Source organism: Rhodococcus erythropolis NBRC 15567 (assembly GCF_001552595.1).
Classification (GTDB): Bacteria; Actinomycetota; Actinomycetes; order Mycobacteriales; family Mycobacteriaceae; genus Rhodococcus_F; species Rhodococcus_F erythropolis.
The window spans coordinates 1-14,443 of the sequence record NZ_BCRM01000033.1; the positions used below are offsets into that span (position 1 = coordinate 1).

13 protein-coding genes and 1 tRNA gene are annotated in these 14,443 nt (G+C 62.7%); 4 read left to right on the plus strand and 10 right to left on the minus strand.

All coding sequences use genetic code 11. The annotated features are described in order from the left end of the window. Positions 1 to 96 precede the first annotated feature (96 nt). A complete protein-coding gene (locus RE4_RS27290; protein ID WP_019749139.1) occupies positions 97 to 1,305 on the plus strand; it encodes a L,D-transpeptidase in 1,209 nt (402 codons plus the stop codon). A 134-nt stretch (positions 1,306 to 1,439) separates the two neighbouring features. Here RE4_RS27290 and RE4_RS27295 read toward each other — a convergent pair whose 3' ends face one another. Then, a complete protein-coding gene (locus RE4_RS27295) occupies positions 1,440 to 2,402 on the minus strand; it encodes an oxidoreductase (protein WP_060939707.1) in 963 nt (320 codons plus the stop codon). Between the two features lie 55 nt (positions 2,403 to 2,457). Between RE4_RS27295 and RE4_RS27300 the strand changes: the two genes are divergently transcribed. Next, positions 2,458 to 2,868 (plus strand): MerR family transcriptional regulator, encoded by a 411-nt coding sequence (locus RE4_RS27300; protein WP_019749137.1) that lies wholly within the window; start codon positions 2,458 to 2,460, stop codon positions 2,866 to 2,868. A gap of 180 nt (positions 2,869 to 3,048) precedes the next feature. Here the strand turns inward: RE4_RS27300 and RE4_RS27305 are convergent. Next, positions 3,049 to 3,121, minus strand: a tRNA-His gene (locus RE4_RS27305). An 84-nt stretch (positions 3,122 to 3,205) separates the two neighbouring features. After that, entirely contained in the window at positions 3,206 to 3,805 is a 600-nt protein-coding gene (gene orn, locus RE4_RS27310; RefSeq protein ID WP_024487359.1) for an oligoribonuclease, read from the minus strand. A gap of 120 nt (positions 3,806 to 3,925) precedes the next feature. Between orn and RE4_RS27315 the strand changes: the two genes are divergently transcribed. After that, the gene (locus tag RE4_RS27315; RefSeq protein ID WP_060939715.1) at positions 3,926 to 5,665 is read left to right on the plus strand and encodes a helicase HerA-like domain-containing protein; all 1,740 of its coding nucleotides are present in this window, start codon (positions 3,926 to 3,928) and stop codon (positions 5,663 to 5,665) included. Positions 5,666 to 5,684: 19 nt separating this feature from the next. Here RE4_RS27315 and lysA read toward each other — a convergent pair whose 3' ends face one another. From lysA to RE4_RS27340, 5 genes are all read right to left on the minus strand, one after another. Beyond that, positions 5,685 to 7,028 (minus strand): diaminopimelate decarboxylase, encoded by a 1,344-nt coding sequence (gene lysA / locus RE4_RS27320; RefSeq protein ID WP_060939708.1) that lies wholly within the window; start codon positions 7,026 to 7,028, stop codon positions 5,685 to 5,687. Between the two features lie 135 nt (positions 7,029 to 7,163). Next, positions 7,164 to 7,724 carry a hypothetical protein gene (locus tag RE4_RS27325; RefSeq protein WP_021344759.1) on the minus strand — a complete coding sequence of 187 codons (561 nt, stop codon included), beginning with the start codon at positions 7,722 to 7,724 and terminating at the stop codon, positions 7,164 to 7,166. Positions 7,725 to 7,773: 49 nt separating this feature from the next. Beyond that, positions 7,774 to 8,577, minus strand: coding sequence for a mycolate reductase (cmrA, locus tag RE4_RS27330; RefSeq protein ID WP_020970018.1), 804 nt, complete (start codon positions 8,575 to 8,577; stop codon positions 7,774 to 7,776). Between the two features lie 19 nt (positions 8,578 to 8,596). Then, positions 8,597 to 10,627, minus strand: coding sequence for an NADPH-dependent 2,4-dienoyl-CoA reductase (locus tag RE4_RS27335; protein WP_021333446.1), 2,031 nt, complete (start codon positions 10,625 to 10,627; stop codon positions 8,597 to 8,599). Next, a complete protein-coding gene (locus RE4_RS27340) occupies positions 10,624 to 11,214 on the minus strand; it encodes a PadR family transcriptional regulator (protein WP_020970016.1) in 591 nt (196 codons plus the stop codon). Before RE4_RS27340 ends, RE4_RS27335 begins: the two co-directional genes overlap by 4 nt. A gap of 128 nt (positions 11,215 to 11,342) precedes the next feature. On the opposite strand from RE4_RS27340, the gene RE4_RS27345 reads away from it, so the two are divergent. After that, positions 11,343 to 12,704, plus strand: coding sequence for an MFS transporter (locus tag RE4_RS27345; RefSeq protein WP_046378786.1), 1,362 nt, complete (start codon positions 11,343 to 11,345; stop codon positions 12,702 to 12,704). Here the strand turns inward: RE4_RS27345 and RE4_RS27350 are convergent. Further along, on the minus strand, positions 12,694 to 13,515 hold the full coding sequence (locus RE4_RS27350) for an acyl-CoA thioesterase (RefSeq protein WP_060939709.1): 822 nt from the start codon (positions 13,513 to 13,515) through the stop codon (positions 12,694 to 12,696). The genes RE4_RS27345 and RE4_RS27350 overlap by 11 nt on opposite strands. A 75-nt stretch (positions 13,516 to 13,590) precedes the next feature. Continuing rightward, a complete protein-coding gene (locus tag RE4_RS27355) occupies positions 13,591 to 14,430 on the minus strand; it encodes an alpha/beta fold hydrolase (RefSeq protein ID WP_019749128.1) in 840 nt (279 codons plus the stop codon). Positions 14,431 to 14,443: the final 13 nt, after the last annotated feature.

Below are 14,443 nucleotides of genomic sequence, written 5' to 3' on the forward strand. Positions count from 1 at the left end.
CCTTCCGGTAAGTGGGATTCGCATGTGATGCGGAAGTTAGTCGGAGAAATTGTGAAGCGGAGTCGAACGATGAGTCGTCAAAGGTGGGGTCTGTCCGTGCGCGGGGGGAACGGTCGAGTGTCGAAGAGTGCGGCGATGATCGCGGTGTCTCTCGGTGCGCTCGTTCTGGTCACCGCGTGCACGTCGGGTGGCAAGGACGTCAGCACCGAGGGATCGGCGCCGATCGATTCCAATCCGCTCACCGAACTCATCAAGCCGAAGCTCACCTCGACCGCCGCCGACGGCGCTGTCGGCTTCTCGCCGGGCGACCCGGTCAAGATCAACGTCGCTGACGGCGCCCTGTCCGACGTGACGATGGTCAATCAGGACGGCAAGGCAGTTGCCGGCGCGATTGCTGCCGACGGTGCGTCGTGGACGACCACCGAACCGCTCGGCTACAACCGCAAGTACAAAATCGAGGCCCGCGCATTCGGATTGGGCGGCGCCAGTACGACGGTCACGTCCTTCACCACCAGCGCACCCGGCAACGTCACGAAGCCGTATGTCTTGCCGAACGAGGGCGACGTGGTCGGCATCGGTCAGCCCATCGCGGTGCAGTTCGACGAGAACATCCCCGATCGCAAGGCTGCCGAAGCTGCGATCACCGTCACCACGACTCCGACCGTCGAAGGTGCGTTCTACTGGGTCAACAATCGTGAGGTCCGTTGGCGTCCGGAGAACTACTGGGCACCCGGCACCAAGGTCGACGTGAGCGTCAACGTGTACGGGCGCAATCTCGGCAAGGGAGTCTTCGGGCAGGAAGACGCGAAGAGTTCCTTCACCATCGGTGATGCCGTCATCGCCACGGCGGACGACAACACCAAGCAGGTCACTTTCCAGGTCAACGGTGAGACCGTCATGACCATGCCCACCTCCATGGGCAAGGACAGCACTCCCACCGACAACGGCGTCTACATCATCGGTGACCGCTTCGCGAACATGATCATGGACTCGTCCACGTACGGCGTCCCGGTCACCTCGGCGCAGGGTTACAAGACCCCCGTCGACTGGGCGACCCGAATGTCCTACAGCGGCATCTTCTTCCACTCGGCGCCGTGGTCGGTCGGGCAGCAGGGCTACTCCAACACCAGTCACGGCTGCCTCAACCTGAGCCCGTCCAACGCCAAGTGGGTCTACGACAACACCAAGCGCGGGGACATCGTCGTCGTCAAGAACACCGTCGGCGGAACGCTCTCCGGCACCGACGGCCTCGGTGACTGGAACATTCCCTGGAGCGTCTGGAAGACCGGCAACGCGGACGTCTGAGTGCGTCCCTGAAGCACTGAACGTCAGAATGCCCCCGACCGTCCGGTTGGGGGCATTTCTGCATCTGTAATCCTTTTGTGAGCGAAAGTGCCTCTCGGTCTATCTGAGGCGACGGGAGGTACGTTCGCTCGGCGTCAGCGTCGACCGAAGGCGTCCACTCCGGTCATTTCAGCGGACAGTGCCCACAATCTGCGTGCGTCGTCGCGATCGGTAGCCCAAGGCTTCACGCCGCCGACGCTCATGTCATCAGTCTGCGCGACGTCCGCGATGTTGCAGTCCTGGAGGTACGCGCCGGAGTGATCGGCGAGTATCGGTGCCGTCGCTGCCCACACCGTTGTAGCGGCGCCCTGGGAGGGAGTCTTGAATCCCGGCACGGCGTCGCCATTCGACGTCGTCCATCCGAGATCGTGTTTCTCCGATGCAGAGAAGTGACGTTGAAGGGGAGTGAGGATGCTCCCGGGATGGACGGAGAACGCAGTGATGCCGCGTGAAGCACCGGAGCTCGCCAGCTGTACAGCGAATAGAGCAATTGCAGTCTTGGCTTGACCGTACGCAAGCCAGCGGTCGTAACCGTTGCGGAAATGTATGTCATCCCAACGCACTCCCGACAGAAAATGTCCCGCCGACGAGACAGCGACTACGCGAGAACCGTTTGCGGGCATTGCTGGCACCAGCAGGTTCACCAGTACAAAGTGCCCGAGGTGATTGATCGCGAATTGTGATTCCCAGCCGGAGCCGACACGGAGTTCCGGGCAGGCCATGACCCCCGCATTGCAGATGATGATGTCCGGAGTGATCCGGGATTCGAGAATTTCTCGCGCACACGATCTGACACTGCTCGGGTCCGACAGGTCGCACGCTCGCACTTCGATACCCGGAAGGTCGGCCACCTCGCTCCGTGCCTGTTCTGGTCGGCGGGCAAGAACTACAACTCGCGCGCCGACCGAAGAAAGTGACCGCGAAATTTCGTATCCGAGTCCGGAGTACCCGCCAGTGACCAAAGCAGTTGTGCCGGTTAAATCTTGTCCGGCAAGTACGTCGTCGGCAGTGGAGATTCGGGAGAATTCGGTGTTGATTTTGCGCTGAATGGAATTCATGGCCGCGACCGTAAAATCTGGAGTGCACTCCAGGTCAAGGAAAGGTAGACGGGCAATGCGTGAACTATCAATCGGTGACGTAGCTGTCGAGACCGGAATCAGCATCGATTCCCTTCGATACTTCGAACGTGAGGAATTGCTCGTTCACGAGGTTGCGCGCTCGGCAGGTGGGCGTCGGGTCTACGCCGAAAACGATGTCGCTTGGTTGAAGCTGTGCAATCGATTCCGAGACTCGGGTATGCCGATCGCAACGATCCGCGAATTCGCCGCACTCGTCAGGTCAGGGCCGGGAAACGAGAAGGAACGGCTTTCACTTCTACAAAAGCATGAGGTGTTGATTCGATCCAGGATCTCTGCGCTGCAGGACAACCTGACCGTCATCCACGACAAGGTTTCGGCATACGAGCGACACGTTCGCGAGGGGACCGTCGCAGGTGTCTGGGAGCCGCAACCGTCGCCCGAGTGATCGACGGCTGGGCCATGTGCGGCGATTTCCAGCTACCCCCATGTGAGCGAAAGTGGCTTTCGGTCTATCTGAGGCGACGAGAGGTACGTTCACCCGGCTGTGGAAGGGGGGATTGGGGCCGGCGCACAAACCAAAAGAACCCCCGAAAATGTCTTTCGACATCTTCGGGGGTTCCGCTTGGGTGAGCGACGGGACTCGAACCCGCGACAGCCAGGATCACAACCTGGTGCTCTACCAACTGAACTACGCCCACCATTGCCTCGGCCACCGGTTTGACCCGGCTGCTTTGACGAAAGAGATACTAGCGCGAAAGTCGGTCAGGAAGCCAATCGGCAGGTCAGGCGGGACCCAAGCCCTCTACGACGGCTGCGATCTCCGCGCTCGACGGTCCGGGCGCCGCGACGAATGCAGTGCCGCGGTAGTACTTGAGTTCGCGGATGGATTCCTTGATGTCGGCGAGTGCCCGGTGGGCGAGACCTTTTTCGGGCTGGCCGAAGTAGATTCGCGGGTACCAGCGGCGGGAGAGTTCCTTGATGGAGCTGACATCGATCATCCGGTAGTGCAGGTATGTGTCCAGCGCCGTCATGTCACGCGAGATGAATCCGCGGTCGGTGGCGATGGAATTACCTGCCAGGGGAGCCGTACCGGCGACGGGAACGTGCTTGCGGATGTACGCGAGCACCTCTTTCTCCGCCTCGGCGAGGGTGACCGTCGACTTACGAACCTCTTCGGTCAGTCCCGACTTCGCGTGCATCTTCTTCACGACGTCGGGCATTGCAGCCAACGCGTCGTCGTCGGCGTGGATGACGATGTCCACACCTTCGCCCAAGATGTTCAAGTCGCTGTCGGTCACCAGAGCCGCAATCTCGATGAGTTTGTCCGACTCGAGTCGCAGCCCGGTCATTTCACAATCGATCCATACCAATTTGTCCTGCACCAGGAACACAGTAGTGCGCGCGGGCGCGGGATAAGGTCTGCGGTGGAAACTCGACGTGTGTAAGACGGCGTTCGGGTGATGACAAGAACTGCGCCGCATTGCAACGAGGAGGGCTTTTCGATGACCGTGGATCCGAAGGAAGGAGCCGCGCCGCTGACGCCGGCGGAGAAGGCGAAAGCTGCCAAGGCTGCCGCTGCCGAAGCCGCTCGGATTGCAGCTGAAGCCGCTGCGGCAGCTGAGGAAGCCGAGAAGGAAGCGGCTGCCGCTGAGGCCGAAGCATCGGCCGGAGCCGCCCCCGCTGCTCAGGCGCCGTCGGGTGCTGCAGCTGAAATCGCGGCGGGCTATTCATCCGAGGGGCGGGCACTCGAGCTCGGCTCGGTGGTGATCGACGGAGTGGCAGATCCCACCGCGCGGGTGCGGATTCCATTGGCGACGATCAACCGTCACGGTCTGATTGCCGGTGCGACGGGTACCGGCAAGACCAAGACGTTGCAGGGCATCGCCGAGCAGCTGTCCGCCGCGGGTGTGCCTGTAGTGATGGCCGACGTCAAGGGCGATCTCTCGGGTCTGTCGAAGGCGGGGGATCCGAGCGAGAAGATGAAGGCTCGCGCAGTCGAGACGGGCGACGATTCGTGGACTCCCGCTGGGATGCCAGTCGAGTTCTTGTCGTTGGGTACTGACGGAATCGGTATCCCGGTGCGCGCGACCATCACCAGTTTCGGGCCGATCCTGCTCAGCAAAGTGTTGGGCCTCAACGAGACCCAGGAATCGACTCTCGGACTGATCTTCCACTGGGCCGACACTCAGGGCCTGGCCCTGCTGGACCTCAAGGATCTGCGTTCGGTCATCGCCCACCTGACTAGCGCTGAGGGCAAAGCGGATCTGAAGGGTATCGGCGGAGTTTCCTCCGCGACGGCGGGAGTGATTCTGCGCGCGTTGGTCAACCTCGAAGCCGACGGCGGTGACACCTTCTTCGGCGAACCGGAACTCGAAACCGAGGACCTGCTGCGTGTCGTCGGCGGTGCCGGTGTGATCACGCTGTTCGAACTCGGTGCCCAGGCCGCGCGTCCGGCAATGTTCTCCACCTTCCTGATGTGGGTGCTCGCGGACCTGTTCCAGACGCTGCCCGAAGAGGGAGATCTGGACAAGCCGAAGCTGGTGTTCATCTTCGACGAGGCGCACCTTCTTTTCGCGGACGCGTCGAAGGCCTTCCTGCAGCAGGTCGAACAGACGGTAAAGCTGATTCGCTCCAAGGGCGTCGGCGTGTTCTTCTGCACGCAACTTCCGACCGACATTCCCAATTCGGTGCTGTCACAGTTGGGCGCGCGCGTCCAGCACGCCCTACGCGCATTCACGCCCGACGATCAGAAGGCGCTCAACAAGACCGTTCGTACCTACCCGAAGACCGAGCACTACGACCTGGAAAAGGCACTGACTTCACTCGGCATCGGTGAAGCCATCGTGACCGTGCTCTCGGAAAAGGGTGCGCCGACGCCGGTGGCCTGGACCAAGATTCGTCCTCCGAGGTCGCTGATGGACACCATCGGCAACGACGCGATCAAGGCGGCCGCGTCGTCGAGTCCGCTGAATCAGAAGTACGGCCAGACCATCGACCGCGAGTCGGCGTACGAGAAGCTGACGGCGAAGGTGGCCGGTGCTCCGACGGCGGATCAGTCCCTGGATCTTCCGTCGCTGCCCGATCTGCCGCCACCGCCGCCGGCCGAACCGGAGGGCCCCAACATTGCCGAGCAGATCTTGGGTAACTCGGCCGTGAAGAGCTTCCTGCGTTCCGCAGCTTCGGCTGCGGGACGGGAGATTTCGCGAAACATCTTCGGTACCGGTAGCCGTCGCAAGCGCTGAGGCTTAGGCGCCCGCGAGGTCAGATGCCGACCTCGCGGGCCAGCAGGTCGTTGATCGATTCGCGCCTGATCAACGGCCGCGCAATCCCGCCCAGCACAGCCACGACCGGTGGCCGGCCGACGCTGTTGTAGGTGGAGGCCATGCTGTGGTGGTATGCGCCCGTACACGGCACTGCCAACAGGTCACCTTCATGTAGGTCGGCGGGAAGCCTTGCTCCGACGGCGATTTCGTCGCCCGATTCGCAGTGCCGCCCGGCGACGGTGACTTCCTGGAGCGGTGCGCTCGAATGTCGGTTCACCAGTTCGACGTCGTAGTGGCTGTCGTACAACGACACCCGAGGGTTGTCGCTCATCCCACCGTCGACGGAAACGAAGGTTCGACCGCCGCTGATCGACTTGATGTTCTGTACGCGATATAGCGTGACTCCGGCGCGCGCGGCGATCGCTCGGCCAGGCTCGAGCACGATTTCGGGGCGAGGGAAGCGGTTTCGGGTGCACGCGTCGTCGAGAGTTTCGTCGATGACGTGAGCGAGGCGGGTCAGATCCAGTTGGGCGTCTCCCGGCATGTATGCGATCCCATGGCCACCGCCGAGATCGAGTTCGGTGAGGATGATTCGATGCGTGCGTCGTATGTCGTCCATCTGTGCGATCATCGTCTCGATCGCGGGGCGGAAGAGTTCGGGATCGGTGATCTGGGAGCCGAGATGGCAATGCAGGCCGATGAGTTGCAGGTGCGCCGCGTTGGCGACGACGGATACCGTACGTTCCAGTTCTTCGGAAAACGCTGGTAGGCCGAACTTTTGGTCCAAGATGCCTGTGGACACTGCCTTGTGTCCGTGTATGTCGATGCCGGGTGTGACTCTGATCAACACCTTCTGTCGGTGGGTACACACCGACGCGAGCCGTACCGCTTCGCTGGGGGAGCCGAGGACGATCCGGCCCACACCCGCGTTGACCGCCGCCCTCAGTTCGGAAACCGATTTGGCATTGCCGTGCAGGATGATTCGGTGGGGGTCCACGCCCGCGGCGAGCGCGACGGCGAGTTCACCGGCGGAACAGACATCCACCCCGAGTCCCTCGTCGGAGACCCAGGTAGCCATCGCTCGAATCATCAGTGCCTTGCCGGCGTACACGATCTCCGAGTCGGGGAAGATCTCTCGATACGTGCGGCAGCGGTGCCGCACGTCCGCCTCGTCGACGACGTACGTCGGTGTGCCGTACTGGTCCGCGATCTCTTCGAGGGAGACGTCGCCGATGCAGACACGCCCGCTGTGGTCGTGGCGAGTACTGATGGGCCACAACGCAGGATCCATACGCGGTGTCATTGCGCCGCGTAGGGAGGGGAAGATTTCGAGTAGCGTCACGTCGATCTCCTGAAGGTGACCCGCCGTGTTGCGGGCTACCTTCAGATCTACTCCCGAAGATCACCGGTGGGGCGGATCTTGACGCTTACTTGACGCGCCGCCGAACGAGGTTGACGCGGCCCTGACGTCCTCGACTTACTGTGCTCGCCGGCGCTTCCATCCGAACCAACCGAGCACCGCGAGCAATGCCACCGCGGCGCCTCCGCCGATGACCGTCGATCTGTCGGCGGACACACCAACGGACGGAGTTCCGCCGGAGCTCGGGGCGTAACCGGCGCCGTACACGGACTCGACCGCCGCTTGGATGTCGAACCCGGTTTCGGTAGCCGGCCCGCAGCTGTACCCCTCGTGCTCGGCGTCGACGTCGTACGGCGCAGAAACGAACATCAGCTGCTCGGTGCCGAGCACGTAGCTTGTGCCACAACCGTTCCCGTTCGCGAGTGTCCCCACCGACGTCACCGATGCCAGATCGCCTTTGTAGACCCGGCTGACGTCGAACAGGTAGGTGTCCTCGAACCCGTCCGAAGTTTTCTCCGTCGGAGTCCCGAGGAAAACGGTGCTGGAGACGCTCACGGCTTCTTCCGGGGTAGCCGATGATGCGCACGAACATGCATTCGCTGCCGTGGGCAGCAGTAAGGGCAACCCTCCGGTCAGAAGAAGGATTGCCCCGACTGCCAGTGTTCGTCGCATCGCCATTAACCGACTATATGGTCTGCTATGGCCTGCTCTGAGAAGTTTGCGTGAATCAGCCGCCGAGCTTCTTGTAGAACGTGCCCACGATGGGCGCAACGACGGCACGCGGGCTGTAGCCGCCCGCGACGGACATCGCCTTGCTCAAGATGCCTGGTACGACGCGCATCTTGTTCTCGGCCAGGCCGTCGAGCGAGACCTTGGCGGTGTACTCGCTCGAGATCCAGAAGAAGTCCGGGACGAGCTTGTCGACGATCGACGCTTCGGCCGGGTCCGGGGTTTCGGTGCGTACTGGGCCTGGGGCGAGCAGGGTGACGTTCACTCCGGTGCCCTTGAGTTCACCTCGCAACGATTCCGCGAAGGTGTTCACGAACGCCTTCGTGGCGGCGTACGTCGCGTTGTTGGGGATCGGCATGTTTCCGGCCGCGGACCCGACCATCAGGATGGCTCCGGACTTGCGTGCGAGCATGCCGGGCAGAACGGCCAGCGTGAGATCGTGCACTGCAACGGCGTTGAGCTCGACCTGGTCGCGCTCGTATGCCGGGTCCAGCTCGGCGATCGGCCCGAAGGTGGCGATACCGGCGTTGTTGCACAGGATGCTGATGTCGCGGCCACCGAGTTCCTCGACCAGAACGGCACGCGCCGCGCTGTCGGAGAGGTCCGATGCACGGACCTCCACCTCGACGCCGTGCGCGGCGCGAAGCTTCTCGGCGAGGACCTCCATGACCTCGCCACGACGGGCAACGAGGATCAGGGAATGTCCGCGTGATGCCAGATCAGCGGCCAGTGCCTCTCCGATGCCGGAGGAGGCGCCGGTCACTACGGCGCGGGCTGTGGGTGTGGGTGTCGGCAGGCTCACGATCAGTCAGCGTAGCCGGTCAGATCTTCGCGGCCAGTCGTGTGCCCTGTTCGATGGCACGCTTGGCGTCGAGTTCTCCTGCCACGTCGGCGCCGCCGATGATGTGGGTCACCACGCCCGCGACGGTCAGTTCGTCCACGAGATCGCGAACCGACTCCTGCCCGGCGCAGATGACGATGGTGTCGACCTCGAGAAGTCGGGGCTTCTCGTGCTTCTCACCGAAGGTGATGTGCAGGCCGGCGTCGTCGATGCGCTCGTAGTTGACACCCGAGAGCTCGTGGACGCCCTTGTTCTTGAGGGCCGCCCGGTGGACCCAGCCCGTGGTCTTCGCGAGGCCGGCGCCGATGCGTCCTGGCTTGCGTTGGAGGAGGTAGACCTCCCGCTCGGAGAGCTCCGGTACCGGAGTGGTGAGAGCGCCCGGGGCCATTTCGGGTTCGGTGACGCCCCATTCCTGCTTCCACTCCTTGAGATGAAGAGTGGGGGAAGTGGGGTGTGTGAGGAATTCGCTCACGTCGACGCCGATGCCGCCGGCACCGATGACGGCGACGGACTTGCCGACGGGCTTGCCCTCTCGGACGACCTCGGCGTAGGTCAGCACCTTCGAGTTCTCGATGCCGGGGATCTTGGGAACGCGCGGCGTCACGCCGGTGGCAACCACCACTTCGTCGAAGGAGCCGATGAGATCTGCCGGTGCGACGCGGGTTTCGAGCTTGACCGTCACTCCGGCCACGTCCAGCATGCGGGTGTAGTAGCGAATGGTTTCGGCGAACTCTTCCTTACCCGGAATGAGCTGTGCGATCCCGAACTGTCCGCCGATCTTGTCCGAAGCCTCGAACAACGTGACCGAATGACCACGCTGAGCAAGATTGAGTGCTGCGGAAAGTCCGGCAGGACCGGCACCGACAACGGCGAGGTTCTTGGTCCGCCGAGTGGGGGAGAGGATCAGCGTGGTCTCACGGCCCGCGCGCGGGTTGAGCAGGCAGGAGACCTGCTTGTGAACGAAGGCGTGGTCGAGGCAGGCCTGGTTGCAGGCAATGCACGTGTTGATCTCGTCGGACGCTCCACGTTCTGCTTTGTTCACCCAGTCGGGATCGGCGAGCATCGGCCTGGCCATCGAAATCAATTGTGCGTCACCGCGGTTGAGGATCTCCTCGGCAGTCTCGGGCATGTTGATCCGATTCGAGGCGGCTACCGGAATGTCGACGTGCTTCTCGAGTTTGCCGGTGATGTCGACGAAGGCTGCTCGGGGAACCGAGGTGACGATGGTAGGCACCCGTGACTCGTGCCACCCGATGTCGGTGTTGATGATCGTGGCGCCGGCGGCTTCGACTTCCTTTGCCAGTGAGACGATTTCATCCCAGGTCTGACCGCCCTCGACCAGGTCTGCCATCGACAGCCGGAACACGATGATGAAGTTCGGGCCGACAGCCTTGCGTGTGCGTCGCACAATTTCGACTGCCATGCGTCGACGGTTCTCGGAACTGCCGCCCCACTGGTCGGTGCGCTTGTTCGTGCGCTCGCAGAGGAACTGGTTGATGAAGTAGCCCTCACCGCCCATGATTTCGACGCCGTCGTAACCCGCGGACTTGGCCAGGCGCGCGCAGCGAACGTAGTTGCGGATCTGCCAACGCACCCCACGGCCGGTCAGCTTGCGCGGACGGAACGGGTTGATGGGCGCCTTGATCGACGACGCGGAGACACTGAAAGGCTGGTAGCTGTAGCGGCCGGCGTGCAGGATCTGCATGGCGATCTTTCCGCCCGCGTCGTGAACCGCCTTGGTGATCCGGCGGTGACGGCGCGCTTCGATGCGGTTGGTCAGCTTGGCACCGAAGGGCAAGAGCCAACCGGTGCGGTTGGGCGCGTAGCCGCCGGTGATGATCAAGCCGACTCCGCCACGGGCACGTTCGGCGAAGTACTCGGCCAAGCGGTCTGTGTCCTTCGCGCGATCTTCGAGGCCGGTGTGGATCGATCCCATGACGACGCGGTTCTTCAGCGTCGTGAATCCGAGGTCGAGCGGTTCGAGCAGGCGGGGGAACTGTGTATCCGTCATGACTGAAGATGTCCTTCCGTGGCGTACTCGCCGGTGTCTTCGATGGCGTACTCGCCAGTGGGCAATGCGTCCAGAACTTCCTGGCACCAGTCGGTGAATCCTTCTTCGACGCGGATGCCGCCGCGGAGTACCAGGTACTGGTGCAGTGAAGAGCCGGAAAGTGCTGCTGGATTGGGGAAGTCACGCTTTTCGATGAGTCGGTAGACGTCGAGGCGGGCGGCGTGGCCGTCGCGGTGGCGAGCGACTTCGCGTCGTAGAGCGGGGAGATCGGCGTGCGCTGCGGCCCTGATCTTGATGGCCAACTCGTTGCGCAGGTGGTTCGGTTCGGACGGCTCGGCGATCCATCGGGTCAGTTCGGCGCGGCCGGCATCGCTGACGCGGTACATCTTCTTGTCCGGTCGGCCGTCCTGCGCGATGGCCTCCACCTCCACCCAGCCTGCCTCGTCCATTCGCTTGAGGACTCGGTAGATCTGCTGGTGCGTCGCGCTGTGGAAGAAGCCGATCGACTTGTCGAACCGGCGTGTGAGGTCGTATCCCGACGCATCCTGTTCGGACAGGGAGACGAGCAACGCATGTTCGAGTGCCATGGAAAAAGTATCTATGCACTCAGGTGCGTATGCAACTAAGTGCGTACTAACTTGGTTGCATAGAACGTCTTGTATGTCGACTTCGGAGAGAGGAGCCGAGTCGCCCGCGCGCAGTTAGGCTTCGCCGTATGAGCGCCGAGTCCACGAGCATGCAGGCCGAGCCACCCGCAGGCATCGGTGGTGCGGCCACGAAGAGTCAAGTGTTCGCGTGGGGGCTGTGGGATTGGGGATCGGCAGCATTCAACGCCGTGATCCTCACGTTCGTCTTCTCGGTCTATCTCACCGACGCGGTCGGCGACGACCTGCCCGGCACGATTTCGGCAACTACGTGGCTCAGTTGGGCTCTCGGAATCGCCGGCTTCTTCATCGCGATACTCGCCCCGATCACCGGACAGCGTTTCGATGCGTCGGGTAAACGCAAACTCTCACTCGCGATACTCACCGGCATCACCGTGCTCTCGATGGCGGGTCTCTATTTCGTCGAGGACAACTACCGCTACCTGTGGCTCGGATTGGTTCTGCTCGCAATCGGTTCGGTGATTTTCGAACTGGCCGGCGTGCCGTACAACGCCATGATGCGGCAGGTGTCGACACCGGAGAATCTGGGACGAGTCTCCGGCTTCGGCTGGGCCATGGGATATTTCGGCGGAATCGTGCTGCTGTTGCTGTGTTACTTCGGGTTCATCGTCGGCGACGGCGACACTCGGGGATTCCTGGGATTGACCACCGACGGCGGCATGAACATCCGGATGGTGGCACTGCTGGCTGCAGTGTGGTTCGCGGTCTTCGCGATTCCGGTGTTCTTCAAGGTTCCCGAGTTGCCCAGCCCCGCGGTCGATCCGGGAGCGTCCAAGGCCGGGTTCCTCGACTCCTATCGGGTGTTGTGGCGCGATCTGCGCGAACTCTGGAACGTCGACAGGCGCACGATCTGGTACCTGATCGCGAGCGCACTCTTTCGTGACGGTCTGGCGGGTGTGTTCACCTTCGGAGCCGTGTTGGCTGTCAACGTCTACGGAATCAGTGCGGCCGACGTCCTGCTGTTCGGTGTTGCCGCCAACGTGATTTCCGCAATCGGTGCATTGGTGGCCGGACGCTTCGACGATCGGATCGGACCCAAACAGGTCATCACCGTCTCGCTGGCGTCGATGATCGTGGTCGGCGCGATATTGATCGCGGTGTCCGGGCCGGTGATGTTCTGGATCTTCGGTCTCGCGCTCTGCCTGTTCGTCGGGCCCGCTCAGTCTTCGGCACGAACCTTCTTGGCACGCATCACCCCGCCTGGGCGTGAAGGTCAGATGTTCGGCCTGTATGCGACCACAGGCCGAGCAGTGTCGTTCTTGGCGCCGACACTGTTCGGCCTGTTCGCTTGGCTCTTCGGTGCAGACCGTGCCGGCATCATCGGACTGCTGGTGGTTCTCGGCGTCGGCCTTGCCGCATTGTCGATGGTGAAGGCGCCGGAAGGGGACAGTGCGATCCCCGTCAATCCTTGAAGTAGACCAACTGGTGTGTCGTAGCGAGCAATGCGCCGTCACTGCCCCAAATTTCGGCCGACTGATCGAAGTATCCGTTTCCGAACCGTTGGGTCCGCGCCGTTCCCAGCACGGAATTGTCTGCCTGTGCGGTCAGCGTCTGAGCGTCGGCGTGGAAGTAGATGGTCATCGAGACCGTTCCGGCCGGAGCCATCTTGCCTCGGCGCAAGAAGACTCGTGGGAAGAAGACATCACACAGTGCGGTCAGCGACGTGAAGTCGAGAGCGCGTGCCGGCTGATCTCGCACCCAGAGCGTCGTGGTCGAGTCGGGGTGCTCGCCCGACTCCAGATCGGGGATCGCACCTTCGACAAAGCGCATCTCGTAGTTCTGTGCCCAGGCGATGAACTCGGGGAACGGCAGCAGCGCAACGTTTTCGGCCGACGGAGCTTCCGGCATCGTGATCTCGGTAGACGACCAGGTTTCACGCCTGGTACCGAACACTGCCGTCGCGGTAGTGGCGACGGTTCCGTCCTGAGACAGTTCGATGGACCAGTGCTGCGTCGAGCGGTTGGTACGCACCGGCCGGGCGGAGATCTCGAAGGCGCCCTCGGTGATCGGACCGGCAAAGTTGACGGTCAACGACAGCGGATCGCCGAGGCGTTCGGGGTGCTTCAGTACAGATTCGAGCAATGTGGCAGCGGTGACGCCGCCGAACGGCCCGACCATGTTGTTGTACGCCGGATTGGTTTCGCCGGTCGACAAGCCGGCCGTGAGTGGCGTCAATCCGACAGCGGTGTCGAACGGATGGGGTGGTGCAACGGTCTCGGTCATCGCAGAACTCCTGGTGGTGGAATCAATTCGGCTCTATGTATGACAACATACATAGAGCCGAATTCGTCGCGACGATCAGGATCCTGCACGTGCGAGGATTGCCTCGGCCAACTCTTCGGCTCGCTCCTCCGGAATCCAGTGACTTCCGCCGTCGAGCACGACGAACTCGTAGGGAGCGTCCACGAATTCACCACAGCGTTCTGCGCCTGCGCGGCCGAGCGCTGTGTCGCCGGTGCTCCAGACATACGTGGTCGGCACGGTGGTGCGATCGATGTCGCCGAAGTCGCGAGTCATCGCGCGGTACCAGTTCAAGGCGCCGGTGAGCGCGCCCTCCCCGCTCAGGACACGAATGTGCTCGTCGGCGAATTCAGGATCGATCTGGCCGTCGAACATTGCGCGCAACCGGCGGAAGTTGTCCTCCGACAAGACTTCCTCGGCCTTACCCTCCCGTCGGAGAAGTCCGATGTACGACGAGCGTTGCTTCTGGTCCTCGTCCTCGCGGAGTGCCCAACCGAAGGCGGTGGGGTGGGGGACCGAGATCGCCGTCAGGCTGCGGATCCGGTTCGGATGGCGACCGGCGACCTGCCAGGCGACCGCCGAACCCCAGTCGTGGCCGACCAGATGCGCGTCGGACAGGCCGAGCGCGTCGAGCAATCCGACGACGTCGGCTACCAGATGCTCGATCTTGTAGGCATCCACCCCTTCGGGGCGCGCGCCGGCGGAGTATCCGCGCTGATTCGGTGCGATCACACGGTATCCCGCCGCGGTGAGCAGTGGTGTGACCTTGCCCCAGGATGCGGCGCTCTCCGGGAAGCCGTGCAGCGCTACCAGCGGAATGCCGTCGTCCGGGCCCGAGATCAGTACGTCGAAGGTGAGGTCGCCAACGGGGATTTCGTATGTACTCGTGGAAGACATGACTCTCACCGTA

Bases quoted from the DNA above. Each gene is read 5' to 3' on its own strand.
- RE4_RS27295 (WP_060939707.1), bottom strand. From the start codon at position 2,402: ATGAATTCCATTCAGCGCAAAATCAACACCGAATTCTCCCGAATCTCC.
- RE4_RS27300 (WP_019749137.1), top strand. From the start codon at position 2,458: ATGCGTGAACTATCAATCGGTGACGTAGCTGTCGAGACCGGAATCAGC.
- RE4_RS27315 (WP_060939715.1), top strand. From the start codon at position 3,926: ATGACCGTGGATCCGAAGGAAGGAGCCGCGCCGCTGACGCCGGCGGAG.
- RE4_RS27325 (WP_021344759.1), bottom strand. From the start codon at position 7,724: ATGGCGATGCGACGAACACTGGCAGTCGGGGCAATCCTTCTTCTGACC.
- RE4_RS27335 (WP_021333446.1), bottom strand. From the start codon at position 10,627: ATGACGGATACACAGTTCCCCCGCCTGCTCGAACCGCTCGACCTCGGA.
- RE4_RS27340 (WP_020970016.1), bottom strand. From the start codon at position 11,214: ATGGCACTCGAACATGCGTTGCTCGTCTCCCTGTCCGAACAGGATGCG.
- RE4_RS27345 (WP_046378786.1), top strand. From the start codon at position 11,343: ATGAGCGCCGAGTCCACGAGCATGCAGGCCGAGCCACCCGCAGGCATC.
- RE4_RS27350 (WP_060939709.1), bottom strand. From the start codon at position 13,515: ATGACCGAGACCGTTGCACCACCCCATCCGTTCGACACCGCTGTCGGA.
- RE4_RS27355 (WP_019749128.1), bottom strand. From the start codon at position 14,430: ATGTCTTCCACGAGTACATACGAAATCCCCGTTGGCGACCTCACCTTC.